Source organism: Xylophilus sp. Leaf220 (assembly GCF_001421705.1).
In the GTDB taxonomy this organism is placed as follows: Bacteria; Pseudomonadota; Gammaproteobacteria; order Burkholderiales; family Burkholderiaceae_C; genus Xylophilus.
This window is the reverse complement of record NZ_LMKO01000003.1, coordinates 22,777-43,213: the sequence shown is the minus strand read 5'-3', so window position 1 is coordinate 43,213 and position 20,437 is coordinate 22,777. Positions and strand designations below refer to the sequence as shown.

Sequence of the window (20,437 nt, the reverse complement as noted above, 5' to 3'; positions counted from 1 at the left end):
GGCGGCGAAGGCATCCGCAACCGTCTCTTCGAGGAACCCCGGCCTTGTATTCATCGCGCTCTGCCTCGCCGCTGCTGCACCCTGCACCGCGGGGCTTCTCGGGCAATCCGAACCTCCATACCCGGCTGCTGGAGCCCGCAGACGAGCCCTTGTGGACCGCGCTGCGCAACGAGGTGATCGCCGCCCTTCCCGACCCCGACTGCTACGTGCGGGAAGACGACGAGCGCGCCTTCTTCCTGCAGCACTGCACGCCGCACGGGGAGACCATCGGCGTGTTCCATGGCGATGCCATGGTGGCCTACGCCATGCTCGGACTGCCCGCGGCGGACGATCCCGACAACCTGGGCGTGCGGCTGGGGCTGGACGCCGCGGGCCGCGCCGCCACCGCGCACCTGTCGAGCTGCATGGTGCGGCCGGGCTGGCGCGGCCAGGGGCTGCAGCGGACGCTGCTGGGCGCCCGGCTGGCCCTGGCCCACGCGCACCGGCGACACCTGTGCATGGCGGTGGTGTCGCTGCACAACCATTCGAGCCGCCACAACATGCTGCGCCGCGGCCTGCATGTGGCCTGGGTAGGCGATCTCGACGGTCTGCGCCGCCAGATAGCCCTGATCGACCTGCACCACGGCCTGCACGTCGACACCGGCGACGAGCGCCTGATCGACAGCGACGACCTGGACGCGCAGCGGCAGGCCTTCGCCGACGGCTACGTCGGCGTGGGGGAACTGCGTACCGACGACCAGGTCCACCTGCGCTTTCTGCGGCGCCTCGTGATTCAAGGCGTCCCCTTGTAGGTCAGCGACACGACGGTCACGTCGTCCGACTGCGGAACGCCGTCCTCGAAGGCGTGCACCGCCTGCAGAACCTGCTGCGGCAGGCCGGTGTGGCCGGCTCCGGATCGCCCCAGCAGGGCCAGCAGCGCGGCTTCGCCCAGCAGATCGCCGGCGGCGTTCGTGGCCTCGGTCACGCCGTCGGTGTAGAACACGATGGTCTCGCCGACGGCCAGCATCGTCTCGCCCTCGGTGAAGGTCTGGTCCTCCAGCACCGCCAGCGCCATGTTCTGGCCGCTCGGGAAATACCGGGCCTCGTGACCGGCGATGCGCACCGGCGGGTTGTGTCCGGCGTTGACGTAGGTCAGCCGGCCGGTGGGCAGGTGCAGCAGGCTGAAGAAGACGGTGACGAACATCATCTGTTCGTTCTCGGCGCACAGCTGGTTGTTCAGGGCTTCGATCGCGGCCCCGGGCCGGCGCAGGAACAGCGCGTGGCTCTTGAGCAGCGTGCGCGAGATCGCCATGAAGAACGCGGCCGGCACGCCCTTGCCCGAGACGTCCGCCACCACCACGGCCAGATGCTCGTGGTCGACCATGAAGTAGTCGTAGAAGTCGCCCCCGATCTCCTTGGCAGGAACCATGGTGGCCCGCACTTCCACGCCCGGCGCGTCGGGTGCCGAGCGCGGCAGGATCGACAGCTGCATCTGCCGCGCGATCTCGAGCTCCTGCTGCAGGCTGGCGAACATCGCCTGCGTTTCCATCGCCGCCTGCAGGTCGCGCAGCAGCTTGAGCAGCTGGTTCTGCTGGTTGGTGACCAGGCCCGACATCCGGCCGAGGATGCCGGCCAGCTCCGCCAGTTGGTTGGGCGATCCGTCGGCGCCGGCGGACGCCTGCGACCCGGCGGGATCTGCGTCGGCGTCCTGCGTTTCTCCCAACGCGGCCAGGATTTCCAGCCGTGCGTTCGAGTCCAGGCTGTCGGCCAGGGTCCGCAGTTGGTCGCGGATCAGGCGCTCCTGCTGGCGGCGGGTGCGCACCCGCTCCTCGCGCAGCGTCTGCAGGTTGAGCAGCTCCGTCCGGATGGCGACGATGCCGCGGGCGATGTCCCCGGACTCGTCCTCCGCCTCGTCCTCGCCCTCGTCCAGGGCGGCGTCGGTCGCACCGCCGGCCAGGGCCTGCAAGACCCCGACCGAGCGCGACAGAGGCTCCATCGCATGGCGCAAGTACATCAGCAGGCCGCCGACCAGCGCGGCGACCAGCAGCACTGCAGCACCCGCCAGGAAGAGGTCGGCGCGGCGGTCGGCCCGCGCGACGGACGTCACGTCGCGCAGCCAGACCAGGGCGCCGATCACGCGGCCGTCGGGGTTCTGCAGCGGCCGGCTAACGACCTGCCAGACGAAGTCGTGGCTCTGCTGGAGCGACACGGCCGCCGTGCGGACCGGCACCGCGATGCCCTGCTGCTGCAGCCGCCCGGGCTGGGTCGAGACCACTTCGCGGCCGCGCATGTTCAGCAGCGCGGCCTCGCCGCCCAGGCCCGAGGCCAGGCCGGCCAACCGGGCCCGCGCGTCCCAGCCGACCGCGATCGCGCCGCCATCGAAGCCGCGCACCGACACCCACGCATAGTGCTGTGCATCGACCTGGCTCAGGCCCTGTACCGAGCCGGCGCTGCCCGCGGCCGCCACCACCCAGCCGGCCCGCGCGAGCGGTGCCGGGTCGAGGCTGTTGTCGGTGCTCGCCACCAGTGCGCCCAGGGCGTCGAACACGTCGACGCGCAGGCCCGCGGCGCCGGCCACCGCCGCGTCGAGCCGCGCGCCCAGGGCCGACCGGTCCCGCTGCGCCCAGACGGCGGGCCAGGACGGGTCTTCCAGAAGGCGGCGTGCGGTCGCATCGGCCAGGTCGAGGCTTTCCTTCTGCAGCCGGTCCCAGGCGATGGTCTGGCTTTGCAGCAGCACGGCGTCGTAGCGTGCCTGCTGGCGCTTGTCGCGCAGCCAGGATGCGGCGCCGAAGGCCGCGCACAGCATCAGGATCGCGACCAGCACGATCAGGGTGATCCGATTCTTAAGCGCCACGCCGGCCCTCCCCGGGAACAGTGGGCGCCGTACGGGGTACGGCGATCACGGGTACGTCCTGCGCCTGCGCCGAGGAGGCCAGGGCTTCCACGGCCCACGGCCGGCCGGCGAACGCCAGGGCCACCAGCGCGGCACCGGCGGCCGCCCTCCACCAGAAGCGGGTGCCGGCACCGCCCCGCACCTCGCCGAGCCGCCCGAGCCGGACACGCCGCAGCGGAGCCGACAGTGCGTACCCCAGTGCGCCAGCCGCAACGGCCTGCAGCAGCGGCACCAGCCACGCGTGCAGGAAATTCCAGCCGGCCGAGGTGGTGGACAGCGGCGCGTGGAGTGCCCGGCCGTCACCGACCAGGCCGACCCCCACCGTCACCGCCAGCAGCAACGCTCCCGCCAGAGCCGCCGCGCGAACAGGTCTGGCACTTCCGACGTCGTTCTGGAGAAAGCCCAGCGCCAGGCATCCGCCCGCGAGCAGGGCCGCGCCCACGGCCCATGTCGCCCGTGCGGCGCCCAGTTCGGGGAAGGCCGCAGCGCAGGCGGGCAGGGCCGCCGCCGCGGCGCCCACGCCGACGGCCCAGAGGCCGCCCCATCCGGCCTGCGCACCCTCGGCCGCTGCCGGCCGCAGGCGGCTGCGCCAGGGGCTGCGCGCCACGTTCCAGCGCCACACCATCGCGAGCGCCAGCAGCACCGGCACGAAGACCGCCACCGCGACATCGACCTGTGCGGTGACCCGCAGGAGCCCGACGGCGGCAGGCCCGAAGCACAGCACGCCCAGGCACCACGCCGCCAGCGGCCACCACGGCCGGCGGCCGATGGGCAGCAGATCCTGCCGGACCCGCATCGCACGCTGGACACCTTCGCAGGCGGTCAGGGCCACCCCCATCGCTGCCCCGGCCAGGACCGCGGCCAGCAACGCTACGACCGACCCCTGGAGGGCCCACGACACGAAACCGCCCAGTGCCAGCAGCACCAGCGCCGTCAGGGCCGCGACGATCGCCGGGCTGGCGCTGCGGCGCACGCCCACGGAGGCCAGGGCACCCGCAGCAAGGGCCAGCACCCACAGGCCCACCAACCACGGCGCATGCGACACCCAGGGCTGGGCCCATCCCGGCAGCGCATGCATCGACGCGCAGGCCAGCGTCGCGCTGCCGCCGGTACCCGCCATCAGGGCGAGCCACGCGCACTGCGCGTCGGAGGCCACCACGCGGCGGACCTGCAGGTCCGCCGAGAACCTGCCGTTGCCTTCCGCATCGGCGATCAGCTTGTCCAGCCAGTCGCGCCGGGAAGGCGACGGTTCGGTTTGCCGCAACGAGCCGATCTGGCGCCGTGCGCGCACCAGCATCTCGTGCACCGACCGGGCGGCGCGGGCCATCTGCTGCGGCCGCAGGTCGAACGCCCGCCGCTGCAGGACGAGCGTCAGGCGGTCGTAGCGGGCACCGAAGATGTCGCGCGCCGCATGGCGCACCGCCCGGTCGCGGGAGTCGCGGCCCGCGGCGTGGGCCAGGACGGCGGCCAGCCATGCCAGACCGGCGAAGAGCAGGCAGCCCAGGGTGAGCGGAGCGGCCACCGAGCGCATGAAGGCGATCAGGCCGGGGCTGCGCACCACCAGGCGCACCACGCCGACCGGCACGCCCTGCACGACGAGCGACTGGTCCACCGACACCGCCGGCGGCGACAACAGCCCCAGTCCCAGCGGCAACGTCTCCACCGTGTTGCGCTGCGTGCTGCGCCAGAGATCGCGGCCACCCGAATCCAGCACCGCGATGCTGTCGACTTCCGGATAGGCCACCATGCGCTGCTGCAGCAAGGCCGGCACGCCGACCAGCTGCTGCAACGGAATGCCATATCCCAGGGCGCGGTCGAGCCGCACGGCCACGGCCTGGGCCATCAGGCGGGCCCGCGCCTCGTCTCCTGCCGCGCGGGACGCAGCCAGCGTGGCATAGGTGTAGGCAGACAGGATCACGGCGGTCAGCCACAGCAGGCCTGCGGCGCCCACTCCCAACCGGGCGGGTACGCCCCACCGACGCGGCAACAGGCGGATCATTCGACGCGCTCGCTTTCGTCCACCTGCATGAGGCAATGCTCGAAACGCTGTCCGACGCCCTGGCTGGCCCGCGACATGTCGTGCAAAACCCGCGCTTCCTCGGCCGCCTCGGCCTGCTGGCGCCGCCGCAGCAGCTGCACCGCCCAGGCGGCGCCGCACACCGCCACCACCAGGCTCGCCAGGAGGGCGACACCCGTCGACTGGAAGCCCGGGGCGACCGTCACCTCACGGTGGTAGGCGCTGGTGATCAGGCCGGCCGTCTCGCCGAAAGGCCCCTGCAGCGCGATGCCGATCACCGGTTCGCCCGCCACCTGGGTGGTCCAGACCCGGCGCGCATGGGCCGGCACACGCGCCGCAGCCAAGACCTCCGGGGCCAACGGCTCTCCAACGGAGCCGCGGTCGGTGCTGAAGAGCGTGTGGCCCGCGAGGCTCGCGACATCGATCGCGCGCAGTTCGGTGTCCCGCTCCAGCGCACGGTCGAGCCGGGCCTGCAGGCTCGGGTTGTCGACGAGGTCGAAGCCCAGTGCCAGATCGGCCTCGATCGCCTCCTTGAGATCGAAAAGGGTGAGCGTCAGGCGCTGTTGCTGCAGGGCGTTGGACTCTTCGTCGCGCAGCGCACCCAGGGAAGCGGCGATCCACGCCACGCCCAGCACTACCAGAAGCAACCAGATGCCTGCTGCCTCCCACACCCATGGCAGGGTCACGGACACGGCGGAAGGGGCAGGCGCCCCGGTGCGGTTGATGGTGGAAAGCGTCGGCACTTGAACAATTCCGTAGGGCGAGGGGTGCAACCGCGTGCCACAATTCCGCAGTCGCCTGGCGACATATTGTCATCCATCCTCGCAAACAGTTACCACCCGCGATGACGACACCTGTCGAGATGCAACGCAAATTCGAAGCCGATACCGAGGCCGTGTCGTCGTTTCTCGACGCTTTCGAGGAGTGGGCCGAATCGCACGAAGTGCAGCCTTCGGTCTATCTGCCCCTGCGGCTGATCCTCGACGAATGGCTGACCAACGTGGCCATGCATGCCTACGCCGGGGCTGTCGGACCGGTCGACGTACGCGCCAGCAGTCCTTCCCCCTCCTGCGTGGAGGTGGTCGTCCGGGACTGGGGCACCGCTTTCGATCCTCTGGCGGCCACGCCGCCGGACACGGGGCTGGACGTTGAGGAGCGCGATATCGGCGGGCTGGGGATCCACTTCATGCGCCGGATGGCGTCGAAGATCCATTACGAGCGTATGGGCCCCTGCAACGAGCTGTCGATCGTGAAGTCGGGAAGCGCATCTTGAGCGTCGGGATGAAGGGACGCCCAACGTAGACCGGCCTAGCACCGGAGCTCGGCCAGTTGCTGTGCATGGGTAGCCAAGCGCAGTTGCCGTGATCCCCTGGCTCGACTACCGCACTCGCCGCTGGCGGATCTTCTGGTGGCGACTCTCCAGCCAGCCTGCCAGCAGCACTCGCAGGACGATCAGGCCGCCCTTGACCGCCAGGCTGGTAGCCAACGGTGCTTCACCGGCGTCCGGTCGGCGCAAAGCGACAGTACTTGCTCGGGCGGGCGGCATACCGAATGCGGCCGGTGTGGATGACGGCTCGTCTCGACCCTGCTGAACGTCACTGCTCGCGAGGCGCCCCGATTCCCGTTTCGAGCCGTGCTCGCTGGCATACACCTTGGTGAATTCCGCACCCAGCAGGAACACCTGTGTGGCGTAGTACACCCAGATCAGGATGATCGCGATCGAGCCCGCGGCCGCATAGGTCGAGCTGATGCCGGCCTTGCCGACGTACAGGCCGATCAGCACCTTGCCCAGTTCGAACAGCACCGCCGTCACGACCGCGCCGACCCACACGTCGCGCCATGCGATCCGGGTGGACGGCATCAGTTTGAAGATCATCGCGAAGAGCAGGGTCTCGACGCCCAATGACAGCGCCAGGTTCAGCACCATCAGCACCGTGGTCCAGCCCGGCATCAGGCTTTGGAAATAGGTGTCGATCGCGGCCAGACCCGCGCTGATCGACAGCGACGCCATCATCAGGAAGGCCAACCCCAGGATCAGCCCGAACGACAGGAACCGCGCCCGCAACAGGCCCCACAGCCCACTCGGCTTGGACTTTTCCGGCACGTGCCAGATGCGGTCGAGCGCGCTCTGGATCTCGGCGAATACCGTCGTCGCGCCCACCAGCAGGAAGACGATGCTGATTCCGCTGGCCACCAGCCCCTCGGCCGGCTCCCGTGCGCTGCTGATCAGCCCCTGGATCGCCTCAGCCCCCTCCTTGCCTACCAATCCGGATATCTGTCCCTGCAGCGATCCCCGCACCGCCTCTTCGCCGAACACGTAGCCCGCGATGGCGATGAGGATCACCAGCAGCGGCGCGATGGAGAACACCGTGTAGTAGGAAATGGCAGCGCCCATGCTGGGGGCGTAGTCGTCGACCCAGGCGAGAGCCGACTTCTTGGCGATATCGAAAATGGTGGAGGGCTTCATGGCAGGTCCTGGTGGAGCGCCACTTGTATCCGGCTGCAATAGCCTGTCCTGTAGGCGGGGACGACGCGACTGCGAACGCCGGGCAAAAGATCGCTCCTGAACCGGCATCGGCAAGCGCCGTTCACCGCCCGAAGCGCGGCAGCGCCTCGACCTGCCCGGCGCCCATTCCTTGCAAGTCCATCACACGGGGAACGAGAAATTCCCGCCAATCGGCTTCGAACGCATCGACGCGCTCCAGGTAGTGCGCATGGCGAGCGGCATCGGTACCGGCCAGGCGCTGCCCGAACAAAACCAGGGCCAGGCCCGGCGACGACCAGGACCAGCGCCCGACGAAGACCGCCTGTGCCGATCGGCGCTCCTGGAAGTCCTGCGCCAGCGGTTGCAATTCCCGGTCCTGCGCCAGCACCCGGGGAACGAAGCTGGCGGGCCAGGCGGGCGGCAGCTTGGCAGGTACCTCGGGATGTGCGGCATACCAGGCCCGGGCCAGTTCGGTCTCGTTGTCTTCGCCCTCCTGCTGCGCATGGCGGATCGCAAGGACCGCGGCCAGGCGCGACGGCATCGGCTCCCGGTCGCCGGCCCTCTGCACCAGGGCGGCGGGCACGGCGAAGGTCAACACGAGCCAGATGCCGAGTGCCGCCAGCATGCTGGCGGCGCCCGACAGCGGGGCACAGGACACGACACCGCCGACCACCACCCAGAAAGCGCAGAAGATCCCCAGCGCCGCGGACCATTGCAGGGCCACCCGGGCGGTCGCGCCCGGGTCCAGCGCCAACGCAGGCAGCGTCGCGGCGACGGCCACGCCCCACAGCGCGATGAACCGCCAGCCCAGCGCTGCCACCAGGACAGGCCCCACCCCGTGTCGCGATTGCAGGCGCAGCAGGGCCAGGCGGCCCTGCTCGCGCTCTTCCTGCACCAGGCCCGCGCAGAGGACCAGTGCGACCAGCGGCAGCAGCAGCGCGACCATGGCCGGCAGGCCCGGCAGTGCGGCGTCGGCCAGCATCGGGTTGCGCAGCGGACCCGGGTCGCGTGCGTCGACATGGCGGCTATCGAGCGAGGCCTTCAGCCGCACGGGCAGCACGGCGAGCCTCTGTATTCCCAAGGCCAGTCCCGCGTCGACCGGCATGCGGGTGCTGCCGAGTTCGCCACGGCCCAGCTGGTAGGTCGCCACCGCCCGGGCCGGGCCGGGCGGCGGCCCGGCGCGGAACTGTTCGACGGCTTTCTCCAGCCGGGCGGCGTGCTGCACGGCGTCCTGCGCCGCGTCGCTACGCCACGCTCGGGCGTCGAGGCCGGCGGAGACCGCCGTCACCAGCAGCACGACCCACAGCGCCGCCAGCGCACCCCAGGCCAGGGGCTGCCGCGAAAACTTCGAACCTTCGGCCCGCCAATAGCAGGCAGAGAAAACGGGATTCATGGATCGAGCCTCCTGGCGCTGACGACGAGCGCCGCCAACGCGAGGGCCAACCAGGCCGCCATAAGCGCCCCGTCGGCCGCCGCGGAGCGGACGGCGAATCCCAGGCCCGGCGGGTCGTAGCGCCAGGGCGGGATGGCCTGCCACTGGGCATTGCCGGCATAGCGTTGCTCGAAGGAGGTGACGCCGCGCGTCGAGGCCAGGTCCCACTCGTCCACCCGGGTGGTGAACTGCTGCCGGTAGTCCTCGGCCCGGTTTTCGAAGTGCCGCCGATGGGCCAGGTCGGTGCCCGCCAACGCGGCGCCGACCGCCTGCACCGCGCCAACGGGACTCGCGATGCCGAACCACCTCAGCAGCTTCTGTTGGTGCTGCTGGGCATCCCAGAGTCGCGCGAAATGCAGGGCATGCACCCGGGTCGCGTAGGCGTCCCGGAACAGCCGCCGTTTGGCGTTCGCGCCGAAGGGCAGGTCTTCGAGCCGGGCGACCCGGTGGTCCGCCAGCAGCCGGGCGTCGAAAGCCCGCAGCCGCTCCGTGGCGGTGCCGTCGCCGGGCAGTCCCTGCTCCAGGTCGTGGTGGATGGCCGACCAGAACTGCGCGCCGGTGGGCAGCGGCGCCAGCCGCTCCACCGCGGTCGCCGCCATGCGTGGAACGACGAACACCCAGGCGAGCCACAGCGCCGCCAGGACCAGGAGCGCGGAGCGGGAGCTTCTGCAGTGCACCGACACCAGGACGGTGACGGCGGCCCAGGTCGCGTAGTGGGCCACCAACGCCAACCCCAGCAGCGCTACCGCTCCCCCTCCTTCTGCGTCCGCCACCAGCAGTCCGCCCGCACCCAGCGCCGGCACCAGCACGACGGCCAGCCCGGCGCACAGCCCCAGCCACTTGCCCGCCACCAGCACCGTGCCGCGCATGCCGCTGGCGTGCAGCATCCGCAGCGTGCCGAGCTCGCGCTCCTGTGTCACCGTGCCGTGCCCCAGCACCGCGATCAGCAGGGGCACCAGGGCCAGCAGCACGAAGGCCGGCGTGAATGCGCCCAGGCCCATCGAAGGCGCCGCGTCCGCGGCCGGCGCGAACATCGCCATGTTGCGGCGATGCGGCTCCAGCCAGAGCGCCTGGCCGGTGGAGGCGTCCACGCCGGGCTCGACCGCGGACAACGCCGACCCCGGCTTGAACGCGTACAGCCCGAAATGGGCGGCCCGGTGCGGATTGCGCTCGCCCTGGTGGTCCCACTGGGCGCGCACCGCCCGCTCGACCTCGGCGCGCTCCCGCTCGGCCTGCGCACGCTGCTGCGACGCTGTCGCCAGCACGGCGATGAACAGGGCCGCCAGCACCAGGCCGAAGCCCCAGAGCCGCCCGTCCCGCAGCCATGCGCGGGTTTCCTTGGCCGCGATCGCGCCGATCATCGCGCCGCCCCTTCCGGCATGCCGCGCGCATGGTGCAGGTAGATGCGCTCGAGCTCGCCATGGACCACGTCCCGCGCCGCGAAGTCCGCCACCAGGCGCCCGTCCCGCAGGATGCCGATGTGGTCTGCGACCTGCAAGGCGTTGAACAGGTCGTGCGTCGCCATCAGCACCGCCATACCCTCCGCCCGGGCCTGCAGCACGCTCTGGGCGAATGCGTGGGCCGCGGCGGGGTCCAGGCCCGACGTGGGCTCGTCCAGCAGCATCGCGGTGGCCTTGCGGGCCTTGGCGATGGCCAGCCCCACCTTCTGCCGCATGCCTTTGGAGTACCCGGACACGCGCCGGTCGTGGGCATCCTCGCCCAGGCCGCCGGCCTGCAGCAGCGCCCGGCATTGCGCCTTCGGCAGGTCGATGGCCGAGAGCATGCAGAAGTAGCGCAGGTTCTCGACCCCCGTCAGGTAGGGGTAGAGCGCGACGTTCTCCGGCAGGTAGGCCAGGCGCAGGCGGGCCTGCTGCGCATGCCGCGACGCGTCGATGCCGTCCACCAGCGCCTGGCCCCGTTCGGCCGGGACGAAGCCCAGGAAGACATTCAGCGTGGTCGTCTTGCCGGCGCCGTTGCCGCCGAGCAGCGCGTAGACGCAGCCGGCCGGCACCCGCAGGTCCAGCGCGTCGAGCGTGACCCGCGCGCCGCGCCGGACGGTGAGGCCCCGCGCCTCCAGAACCGCGTCGTCGCCCATCAGAAGAAGTAGCGCAGCGAGGCGCCGACGGTGGTGCGCGGGACCGGCGACAGCATCAGCCCGGCGGCGCTGCCGTAGGCGATCTCGCTGCCGAAGCGGTGCGGCTGGAAGACCGCGTACAGCGACAGCTCGGCCGACTTCCAGGCGTAGGTCCCGCGCAGGTCGTAGCGGGTGTAGAGCGGCATGGTGCGCTCCTGCGTGGCCGGTGTGCCGACGTAATACGGGATGTCGGAGATGAGGTAGGCATCGGCATTGAGGGTCACCTGCCCGCCACCGAGGGCGAAGCGGTGCTGGGCGCCGCCCTTGAGCTGCGTGGCCGGGATCGACAGCCGGGCGCCGGTATTGGGGGCCGGGTTGTTGGCCTTGGCTTCGAGGATGCGGCCCACGCTGGCGTACACGCTGCTCGCGCCGGCCAGCCGCCAGCGGGTTTCCAGCTCGAACCCCTTGCGGGTGGTGTCGCCCACCGACCGGAAGGACCCGTCCGCCTGGCCGACGATCTCGTCGCTGTTGAGGATGTAGTAGGCCGCGCCGGAGACCGTCCAGTCCTGCGCCGGGCGGGCGGTGAAGCCCAGGTCGTAGGAACGCACCTTGCTCGGCTTGACCTGGCTCACCACGCCGCCCGCCGCGCCCAGCGGCCCGGTGGCGCCGCTGCTGCTGATCTGCTCGGCGGCCGGCGACCGCATGCCTTCGGCCACGTTGGCGAACAGTTCGAGCTGCGGCAGCACCGTCCAGGACGCCCCCACCTTGGGCGTGAACACGCCCTTGCGGTAGCCGGTGCTGGCCGCCGGCAGCTTCAGGTTCTGGATGTCGTAGTCGAAGCGGTCGTAGCGCAGGCCGGCGCTCAGCTTCAGGTCGCGCGTCGCCTTCCACTGGCCCTGGGCGAACAGGCCGTAGGTGAGCAGGTCCAGGCCCTGGTCGTTCACGTAGTTGGCGGTGGGCAGGCGGTTGGTGAAGATGCGGCGGTAGGCATCGCCGCGGTCCTTGCGCAGTTCGGTGCCCAGCACCAGGCCCGCGTCGCCGAAGCGGAGGTTGTGGAACAGCCGGGCGCCGTAGATGTCGCGGTCGTCCACGCCGACCGTGTGCTGGGTGGCGTTGCTGGTGATGGCGCGCTGGCGGTCGAAGCTCTCGGCGTAGGCGGTGGCGTACCAGCCGGCCTCGCCCTCGGCCGGGGCGCGGTTGAAGACCAGGCTGGTGCGGCGGGCCGCACCGAAGCCGGGGTTGTTGGCCTGGGTGGAACGGGGATCCAGGCCGCGCTGCAGGTCGGGCAGCAGCAGATAGCCGGCCGCCTCGAAGTCGGCGACGTAGCGGGTCAGGCGCAGGCTGTAGCGGCCACCGTCGCGCTGGGTCGACAATTTCCACGACAGGCTGTCGCGGTCGGTGCGGGACGCGTACCGGTAGCCGTCGTTGCGGTAGATGTCGGCCACCAGCAGCGAGTCGATCTCGGCCACGCCGGCGGCGAACCGGTTGGACAGCACCAGGGTGGTCCGTTTCAGGCCGTAGCGTTCGGCCCCCACGCTGATGCTGGAGGGCGTGGCCGGACCGCCGTCGCGCGTGCGGATGTCCACAGCGCCGGCCCGGTTCTGGTCGCCGTACAGCGCCGAGACCGGCCCCTTGACGACGTCGATGCCGCCGATCAGCTCGGGGTTGAGCCATTCCAGGAACACCGGTCCGTGTCCGGCGCCGCCCTGGCTCGACGGGATGTTCTGCGGCACGCCGTCCACGTAGACCGCGGTGTCGGCGCCGTGGGTGCCCTGGGTGGCGAAGCCGCGCATGCGGAATCCGTTGCCGGTCTCGCCCTGGTCGATGTTGTTGGCCAGCACGCCGGGGACGCGGCGGAACACGTTGGAGATGTCGCGGCCGACGGTGGTGTTGGCGATGTCCGTTTCGCCGATGTGCTGCACCGTGGCCGGCAGGGCGGTCGGCCGGATGCTGAGCTCGGCACGGTCGCCAGGCTGGCGGGTGTCGGCCTCGTTGGTGCCCTGCACGGTGACCGTGGGCAGAGCGATGTCGGTCTGGGCCCGGGCCGAGGGGCTGGCCGCCAGGACGAGAACGGCCAGCATCGACGGGGACAAGGGCAAGGCACGCGGCAGCGTGACCGGAATGGACGGGTGCATGGGAATTTCGGAAAAAAAGGGATGCCGAAGGCCGGCAGGACGCACGCATGCGCCACAGCCCTGCCGGTCGGGCAAGGCTGCACACGAGAGGAGAGGCGGGACCCGGCAGCGGCTCGGCCGCAGGACGCCCGGCGTGTCAGGCGGCGGGAGGCCCGCGCGGCTCGGCCGCGAGTTCGCTGCGGCCCGTGAAGCGGCCTGGTGGCCAGGCGACAGGCGGCGGTTGGGACTCGGCATGGAAGCGCAGGGCATCCGGCGCGCCGCCCGCCGCATGCTGCTGTCCGTGGAACATGCACCAGACGCACCCGCGGTGCTTGCCGTCCTTGCCGCCGTCGGCGTCCGCCGGACCGTCGCCGTCCGGCTGGTCGAGGGCCCCCACCAGGCTGGCGACGGCGTCGGCCCCGAGCGGCTCCGCCGCGTGCTGCGCCATGTGCAGCGGCCACGCCAGCAGGACACACGCCATGGAAACGGCGATGACCCAGTAGGTGGTGAGCGTTCGGAAGCGGGACATGCGGTAGAAGCGGGTTTCGGCCCGGGGCGGGATTTTGCCTGACGCACATGTCGGCCCCGGCTGCCGTTGCGCAGCGATGGAATCCTCGTCTTACCGTTCGTTATGCCGCATTGAAGACAATAGCGGCCACGCGGCCCGGCGTTCGACCGGCCCCCTCTGCCCAATGCCCATGACCGAACCCACCCCTCTTCCCTTTTTCTCCCGCCTGTCCCTGGCCTTCGGCAGCTTCTTCGCGCTGCTGGGCGACGACCGTCTGGCCGCGCGCGTGCAGGCGCTGCGCGACGGCGCTCCGCTGGCCAGCGAGGTGCCGCCGCCCGCACCGGTGCAGGCGCCATTCCCTCCCCCACCGCCGGCCCCCGTGCGCGCAACGGCCCAGGTCGATGCCGCGCTGCAACTGCTGGCCCTGCTGCAGCGCGAATCGCGCTTCGTCGATTTCCTGCAGGAAGACATCGCCGCCTACTCCGATGCCGACGTGGGCGGCGCCGCGCGCCTGCTGCACGGCGGTGCACGCAAGGTGCTGCAGGACACCTTCGACCTCGAAGCCGTGCGCACCGAAGCCGAAGGCAGCCGCCTGACGCTGCCCGCGGGCTTCGACGCCGCCGCCGTGCGCGTGACCGGCAACGTGGTCGGCCAGCCGCCCTTCACCGGCACGCTGCAGCACAAGGGCTGGCGCGCCACGGCCGTGCGGCTGCCGGCCCTGACCGAGGGACACGACACGCGCGTGATCGCACCGGCGGAGGTGGAGCTGTGAGCGACGCGCGGTACGCCATCGGCATCGACCTGGGGACCACCCACAGCGCGCTGTCCTGGGTCGACCTGCAGACCGAAGGCGCGACGCCCGAGATCCTGCCGGTCGCCCAGCAGAGCGGCCCCGGCGCGGTGCAGGACTTCGCCCTGCTGCCCTCGTTCCTCTACCTCCCGCACGCCAGCGAATTCGCCGCCGGCGACCTGGCCCTGCCCTGGAACCCCGCGCCCGACCGCATCGCCGGCGAATGGGCCCGCAGCCACGGCGCGCTGACGCCGATCCGCCTGGTCTCCAGCGCCAAGAGCTGGCTCGGCCATGCGGGCGTGGACCGGCGCGCCGGCATCCTGCCGGCCGATGCGCCGGCCGAGGTCGAACGCATCTCGCCCCTGGCTGCCAGCACCCACTACCTGCAGCACCTGCGCGATGCCTGGAACCACCGCCATCCCGATGCGCCGTTCGACCAGCAGGCCGTCACGGTCACCATCCCCGCGTCGTTCGACCCGGCCGCGCGCGAGCTGACGGCCGAGGCCGCGCAGGCCGCCGGCTACCAGGGCGTCACGCTGCTGGAGGAACCGCAGGCCGCGCTCTACAGCTGGATCGCCGGCAGCGCCGGTGACTGGCGCAAGCAGGTGCAGGTCGGCGACGTGATCCTGGTGGTGGACGTGGGCGGCGGCACCAGCGACTTCTCGCTGATCGCGGTGACCGAGGACGCCGGCAACCTGCAGCTCAACCGCGTGGCGGTGGGCGAGCACATCCTGCTGGGCGGCGACAACATGGACCTGGCGCTGGCCCACGGCGTGGCGCGCGGCCTGGCCGCCGAAGGCAAGCAGCTGGACCCCTGGCAGATGCGCGCGCTGACCTACGCCTGCCGCCTGGCCAAGGAGCAGTTGCTCGGCGATGCCAGCCTGCAGAGCGTGCCGCTGGTCGTGCCCAGCCGGGGCTCCAGGCTCATCGGCGGGTCGATCAAGACGGAGCTGCAGCGCGCGTTGCTGACCGCCCTGCTGCTCGAAGGTTTTTTCCCGGCGGTGGACAGCAGCGCGCGGCCGGTCAGCCGCCCGCGCGCCGGCCTCACGCAGATCGGCCTGCCCTATGCGCAGGACGCCGCCGTGACGCGCCACCTGGCCGCGCTGCTGGGCCGGCAGCTCGGCGCCACTGCGCAACTGGCGGGCTTCGCACCCTCTCCTGAAGGCGCCAGCTTCCTGCATCCCACGGCCGTGCTGTTCAACGGCGGCGTGTTCAAGTCCGACCTGCTGGCCGACCGCGTGCTCTCCACGCTCAACGCCTGGCTGGCCGCCGACGGCGCGCCCGCCGCGCGGCTGCTGCAGGGCGCCGACATGGACCACGCGGTGGCGCGCGGCGCGTCCTACTACGGCCAGGTGCGCCAGGGCCAGGGCATCCGCATCCGCGGCGGCACGGCCCAGGCCTACTACGTGGGCATCGAGTCGAGCATGCCCGCCGTGCCGGGGCTGGAGCCGCCGGTGCAGGCGCTGTGCGTGGCGCCCTTCGGCATGGAGGAAGGCTCGGAAGCGCCGCTGCCGCCGCAGCAGCTCGGCCTGGTGGTCGGCGAATCGGTGCGCTTCCGCTTCTTCGGCTCGTCGGTGCGGCGCGACGACCGGCCCGGCACGCTGCTGGACTTCTGGTCGCCCGACGAACTGCAGGAGCTCGCGCAGATCGAGGCCACGCTGCCGGCCGAAGGCCGCGCCGCCGGCGACGTGGTGCCGGTGCAGTTGCGCGCGCGGGTGACCGACATCGGCACGCTGGAGCTGCTGGCCGAGGCCGCTGGAGGGGCGCACTGGAAGGTGGAGTTCGACGTCCGCGACGCGTGATGGCGGCCGCCTTCCGCATCGGCATCGACCTGGGCACGACCCACACCGTGCTGGCGTACGCGCCGGTCGGTGCGGACGACATCCAGGTCTTCGCGGTGCCGCAGAGCATCGCGGCCGGCGAGGTCGCGCCGCGGCCCCTGCTGCCTTCGCTGCGTTTCCATGCCGCGGAAAGCGCGTTGGCAGCGGCCGACCTGCCCTTGCCGTGGCCCTCGGACGAGCCGGCCATTCTGGGCGCCTTCGCGCGCGAACTGGGCCAGCAGACGCCCGGCCGGCTGGTGGCCAGCGCCAAGAGCTGGCTGTCGCACGCATCGGTGGACCGCACCGCCGCCATCCTGCCCTGGGGCGCACCGGACGATGTGGCCAAGGTCTCCCCGCTGGAGGCCAGCGCCAGCTACCTGCGCCACCTGCGCCGCGCCTGGGACCGGGCCCATCTCGAGGCACCGCTCGCGCAGCAACCCACCGTGCTCACCGTGCCGGCCTCGTTCGACGAAGGCGCGCGCCAGCTGACCCTGCAGGCCGCAGCGCTGGCCGGCCTGGGCCCGGTCCACCTCATCGAAGAGCCGCAGGCCGCGTTCTACGACTGGGTGTTCGACCACCGTGACGACCTGGCCCGGCAATTGGCCGGCACGCGCCGGCTGCTGGTGGTCGACGTAGGCGGCGGCACCACCGACCTCACGCTGGTCGATGTCGCGTTGGATGCCACGGGCCGGCCGCAACTCGCGCGCACCGGCGTGGGCGACCACCTGGTGCTGGGCGGCGACAACATGGACCTGGCGCTTGCCCGCTGGATCGAACCGCGGCTGTCGGGCGGCACGCCGGGTCAGCGCTTGAGCGCCATCCAACTGGCGCAGCTCACCCAGCGCTGCCGCAGCGCCAAGGAGCGCCTGCTGGCGCCAGACGGACCGGCGGAAACCACGGTCACGTTGCAGGGCGGCGGCAGCCGGCTGATCGGCGGTGCACGCTCGGCCCCACTGACGCGGGCCGATGTGGACACGCTGCTGGTCGACGGCTTCTTCCCGCAGGTCGCGGCCGACGCCCAGCCCCGGCGCGCCCGCGGCGGCCTGGTCGAGTTCGGCCTGCCCTATGCCCACGACGCCGCCATCACGCGCCACATCGCCGCCTTTTTGCAGCGCCAGGGCGGCGACCTGCCCGACACGGTGCTGCTCAACGGCGGCGTGTTCCACGCCCCGGTGCTGCGCGAGCGCCTGCTGGCCACGCTGCACGGCTGGCAGCCGGCGAACACCCCGCCGATCCGCCTGCTGGAGGCACCCCGGCTCGACGCCGCCGTCGCGCGCGGCGCGGTCGCCTACGCCATGGCCCGCGCCGGCAGCGCGCCGCGCATCCGCAGCGGCGCCGCACGCGCCTACTACCTCGCGCTCGAAGACGGCCAGGGCGTCTGCGTGCTGCCGCACGGCACCCCCGAGGGCGAGACCGTGCGGCTCGATGCCCGACGCTTCCGCCTGCGCCTGGGCCGCCCGGTGCGCTTCAACCTCGCCACCCGTGCCGCCGACCTGCGGCACCGCGCCGGCGACCTGGTCGCGCTGCAGGACGGCCTGCAGCACCTGCCGCCCATCGCCACCGTGCTGGAGTCCCGGGCAGGCGCAGCCGGCGAGGTGCAGGTGGTGCTCGATGCCCGGATCACCGACGTCGGCACGCTGGAGATGCATTGCGTGGCGGTGGAGGAGGCCGATGCGCCCGGCCAGCGCTGGAAGCTCGAATTCCAGCTGCGCGGCGGTGCGGCCGCGCAGGATGCCGAGCCACCCGTCGCCGCCCATCCGCGTTCGGCCGAGGCGCTGGCCGCCATCGACCGCGTCTACGGCGACAAGAAGCAGGCCGTGGACGCCAGGGAAGTCCGCCAGCTGCGCGCCACGCTGGAACGCCTGCTCGGCGAACGCGCCACTTGGCCTGCCGCGCTGCTGCGCACGCTGTTCGGCGCGCTGCTGCAGGGCGCCCGGCGCCGCCGCCGCTCGCTGCAGCATGAGCGCACCTGGTTCAACCTGGTCGGCTTCACGCTGCGGCCGGGCTTCGGCGATCCGCTGGACGGCTGGCGCATGGAACGGATGTGGGACCTGTTCGGCCCCGGCATCGCACACAGCGACGACAACCAGCAGTGGTCCGAATGGTGGACGCTGTGGCGCCGCATCGCGGGCGGCCTGGACGCCGAGCAGCAGCAGATGGTCTACGAGGCCGTCGCCTACTACCTGCAGCCGACCGGCGGCACCGACATCGCCGTGCCCGAGGGCCCGCCGATGCGCGCACTCGACGACCTGCTGCGCATGGCGGCCTCGTTCGAACGCATCCAGCCGGCCGACAAGATGCAGTTCGGCAGCTGGCTGCTGCAGCGGCTGCAGCAAGGCGCCACGGCCGAGCTGTGGTGGGCGCTGGGCCGCCTGGGTGCGCGCCAGCCGCTGTACGCCAGCCTGCACCATGTGCTGCCGCCCGCCACCGCACAGGAGTGGCTTGGGCGGATCGCCGCCATCGCTCCGGACTGGGCCCGCCACGAGGCGGCCGCCTTCGCCGTGGCCCAGATCGCCCGGGCCACGGGCGACCGCGCACGCGACCTGCCCGAGGCGCTGCGCCTGCAGATCGCCGAGCAGCTGCAAGCCGCCCCTGCGGCGCCCAGCTGGGCTGCGATGGTGCGCGAGGTGACGGTGCTGGAGGAGGCAGACCAACGTCGCTTGTTCGGCGAGGCACTGCCGCCGGGGTTGGTGCTTTTGCGCTGGTAATTCTCCTGGCATGGCTTGCAGCAGCACCAATGCGAAAAGCCCCTGACCTGTGAAGATCAAGGGCTTTGCTGTCTGGTGGCCTGGGACGGAATCGAACCATCGACACGCGGATTTTCAATCCGACCAAGAAATGAGGATTGGCGCGGCTTTCAAGACCTTGACGGGAACAAACCTCAAAACTTGAGCTAGCTCTGCCGCGGCTTGGATAGAGCCTCATCCCACAAAAGCGGGGGCCCGAAGGGTCTTCATGGACCACAATTCGATCATGGAAAATTTTTCGTGGCCAACCCTCATAGGGTGTCTGTTTGCAGCGATCACGCTTGCGTTGAAGATCGCAGAAGCCGACGTCACCACTTGGCAACGTCTAGGACGGTGGGTAGGCCGAATCAAATGGCCTGCCTTGACACTGTTCGTCTTGGGCGGCAGCGCCAACTCCCTTATCGGCATTGTTGCTTTCTGGCTCGACCCATCTCCTATCGCACGGATCGATGTACTACGGCTCCTCCTGCATGTTGGTGTGGTGTTGCTACTGCCTAAGCTGCTCCTCGACGAGGTTGTCGAGAGCCGTCGCCGCAGAAGGTCGACTGGCAAAAACACAGCCCGCTAAAGGCGCTGGCAGCTCACCACTAACTTCATGCCTTCCACACGAAGGCGCCGGAAAAGATTGACTGCGTTTGTCCTATAAGCACTTGTGATTACCCGCCCAGGCCGCTCATGTCAGCGGACTCTTAATCCGTAGGTCGAGTGTCCGAGTCACTCAGGGCCCACCACCACTTAAAGCGCGTCATCGCTGCAAAGCCCGCTATCCAAAAGATAGCGGGCTTTTTCGCTTCTAGGTCCTGAAATGAGACGGATATGGGGCGCGTCTCATATCCAGTCCATCGATGGATGCTTGAACATCGAGAAGACGCAGTCAGCCTGTCGACTTCGGCTGCCGCGGTTCTGCGGTCGCAACCAACCGATCGGCTGGAAACTGCCGCATGAACTCCATGCTGCTGCCGGCCGGCGCGTCGAGCCAGTCGCTGTAGAGCCCGCGCGGCAGGATCACCACCATCCGCTTCTCGTCGCCGAGCTTGTGGTAGTTCCGCATCAGCTCGTGGTCGTCAGCGTTGACGGTCAGCATGGTCATGCTGTGCGTGTTGAGGGCCGAGTTCCACTCCCAAAGCCCGGCAATCCCCAGGTCGACGCCATCGGCCCGCTCGATCCGCGTCGGCACGGCCTTGCCCGATCGCCAATCCGGCTCGTAGATGGCCGCGGCCGGGATGATGCAGTGCTGTGAACGCTTCCACGCATCGCGAAAGCTGGGCTTCTCGGCAGCCGTCTCGCTCCGGGCGTTGTAGGTGCGCTTGGCCAGGCTGGAGTCCTTCGCCCAGAACGGCAGCAGGCCGAAGGTGCCGGTGACGGCCTCAAGGTGGCCCACGGCTTCGTCGCCGGCATCGGCCGCCTTCGGCCGCCGCAAGAACGGCCCACTGTACCCGGGCCACAGGTCGGTCTTCGCCCAGTCTGCCGGCGGCGCGACTGACCAGCGTTCGAGAAACAGCGCCTGTTCAGGCGTTCGGTAGTGTGAGCACATGGCGCTATTCTGAGCACCCTGGACCCAGCGGCTGTCAGCGACGC

Annotated in this window: 16 protein-coding genes; 6 read left to right on the top strand and 10 right to left on the bottom strand. The window is 71.0% G+C overall.

Annotated elements, in window-relative coordinates; translation table 11 throughout:
* Positions 1-44: 44 nt before the first annotated feature.
* Positions 45-791, top strand: a complete 747-nt coding sequence (locus ASE76_RS06095; RefSeq protein WP_055836381.1) for a GNAT family N-acetyltransferase — start codon at positions 45-47, stop codon at positions 789-791.
* Here ASE76_RS06095 and ASE76_RS06090 read toward each other — a convergent pair.
* The 3 genes from ASE76_RS06090 to ASE76_RS06080 are packed head-to-tail and all read right to left on the bottom strand — an operon-like array spanning position 773 to position 5,581.
* Positions 773-2,833 (bottom strand): PP2C family protein-serine/threonine phosphatase, encoded by a 2,061-nt coding sequence (locus ASE76_RS06090; protein WP_055836380.1) that lies wholly within the window; start codon positions 2,831-2,833, stop codon positions 773-775. The genes ASE76_RS06095 and ASE76_RS06090 overlap by 19 nt on opposite strands.
* Positions 2,823-4,871, bottom strand: coding sequence for a hypothetical protein (locus ASE76_RS06085; RefSeq protein ID WP_156362542.1), 2,049 nt, complete (start codon positions 4,869-4,871; stop codon positions 2,823-2,825). Before ASE76_RS06085 ends, ASE76_RS06090 begins: the two co-directional genes overlap by 11 nt.
* Positions 4,868-5,581 (bottom strand): hypothetical protein, encoded by a 714-nt coding sequence (locus tag ASE76_RS06080; protein ID WP_168389224.1) that lies wholly within the window; start codon positions 5,579-5,581, stop codon positions 4,868-4,870. Before ASE76_RS06080 ends, ASE76_RS06085 begins: the two co-directional genes overlap by 4 nt.
* 152 nt (positions 5,582-5,733) lie before the next feature.
* On the opposite strand from ASE76_RS06080, the gene ASE76_RS06075 reads away from it, so the two are divergent.
* Positions 5,734-6,162, top strand: coding sequence for an ATP-binding protein (locus ASE76_RS06075; protein WP_055836371.1), 429 nt, complete (start codon positions 5,734-5,736; stop codon positions 6,160-6,162).
* A 105-nt stretch (positions 6,163-6,267) separates the two neighbouring features.
* On the opposite strand, the gene ASE76_RS06070 is transcribed toward ASE76_RS06075, so the two are convergent.
* The 6 genes from ASE76_RS06070 to ASE76_RS06045 form a co-directional block, all read right to left on the bottom strand.
* On the bottom strand, positions 6,268-7,356 hold the full coding sequence (locus ASE76_RS06070) for a YihY/virulence factor BrkB family protein (RefSeq protein ID WP_082448070.1): 1,089 nt from the start codon (positions 7,354-7,356) through the stop codon (positions 6,268-6,270).
* Positions 7,357-7,477: 121 nt separating this feature from the next.
* Positions 7,478-8,767, bottom strand: coding sequence for a DUF3526 domain-containing protein (locus ASE76_RS06065; protein ID WP_055836368.1), 1,290 nt, complete (start codon positions 8,765-8,767; stop codon positions 7,478-7,480).
* Entirely contained in the window at positions 8,764-10,167 is a 1,404-nt protein-coding gene (locus tag ASE76_RS06060) for a DUF3526 domain-containing protein (RefSeq protein WP_055836365.1), read from the bottom strand. The genes ASE76_RS06065 and ASE76_RS06060 overlap by 4 nt, the downstream gene beginning before the upstream one ends.
* Complete coding sequence (locus ASE76_RS06055) at positions 10,164-10,901, bottom strand: ABC transporter ATP-binding protein (protein WP_055836361.1); 738 nt, start codon at positions 10,899-10,901, stop codon at positions 10,164-10,166. The genes ASE76_RS06060 and ASE76_RS06055 overlap by 4 nt, the downstream gene beginning before the upstream one ends.
* The gene (locus tag ASE76_RS06050) at positions 10,901-13,015 is read right to left on the bottom strand and encodes a TonB-dependent receptor (RefSeq protein WP_082448068.1); all 2,115 of its coding nucleotides are present in this window, start codon (positions 13,013-13,015) and stop codon (positions 10,901-10,903) included. The genes ASE76_RS06055 and ASE76_RS06050 overlap by 1 nt, the downstream gene beginning before the upstream one ends.
* 136 nt (positions 13,016-13,151) lie before the next feature.
* Positions 13,152-13,523 (bottom strand): hypothetical protein, encoded by a 372-nt coding sequence (locus ASE76_RS06045; RefSeq protein ID WP_055836358.1) that lies wholly within the window; start codon positions 13,521-13,523, stop codon positions 13,152-13,154.
* Between the two features lie 169 nt (positions 13,524-13,692).
* On the opposite strand from ASE76_RS06045, the gene ASE76_RS06040 reads away from it, so the two are divergent.
* The 4 genes from ASE76_RS06040 (at position 13,693) to ASE76_RS20455 (ending at position 19,427) form a co-directional block, all read left to right on the top strand.
* The gene (locus ASE76_RS06040; protein WP_369793376.1) at positions 13,693-14,274 is read left to right on the top strand and encodes a DUF2760 domain-containing protein; all 582 of its coding nucleotides are present in this window, start codon (positions 13,693-13,695) and stop codon (positions 14,272-14,274) included.
* The gene (locus tag ASE76_RS06035; RefSeq protein ID WP_055836352.1) at positions 14,271-16,094 is read left to right on the top strand and encodes an Hsp70 family protein; all 1,824 of its coding nucleotides are present in this window, start codon (positions 14,271-14,273) and stop codon (positions 16,092-16,094) included. Before ASE76_RS06040 ends, ASE76_RS06035 begins: the two co-directional genes overlap by 4 nt.
* On the top strand, positions 16,094-18,820 hold the full coding sequence (locus ASE76_RS06030) for an Hsp70 family protein (protein ID WP_055836349.1): 2,727 nt from the start codon (positions 16,094-16,096) through the stop codon (positions 18,818-18,820). Before ASE76_RS06035 ends, ASE76_RS06030 begins: the two co-directional genes overlap by 1 nt.
* Positions 18,821-19,067: 247 nt before the next feature.
* A complete protein-coding gene (locus tag ASE76_RS20455) occupies positions 19,068-19,427 on the top strand; it encodes a hypothetical protein (protein WP_156362540.1) in 360 nt (119 codons plus the stop codon).
* A 306-nt stretch (positions 19,428-19,733) separates the two neighbouring features.
* Here the strand turns inward: ASE76_RS20455 and ASE76_RS06025 are convergent, their stop codons facing one another.
* Positions 19,734-20,393, bottom strand: a complete 660-nt coding sequence (locus tag ASE76_RS06025) for an SOS response-associated peptidase (RefSeq protein WP_055836346.1) — start codon at positions 20,391-20,393, stop codon at positions 19,734-19,736.
* Positions 20,394-20,437: the final 44 nt, after the last annotated feature.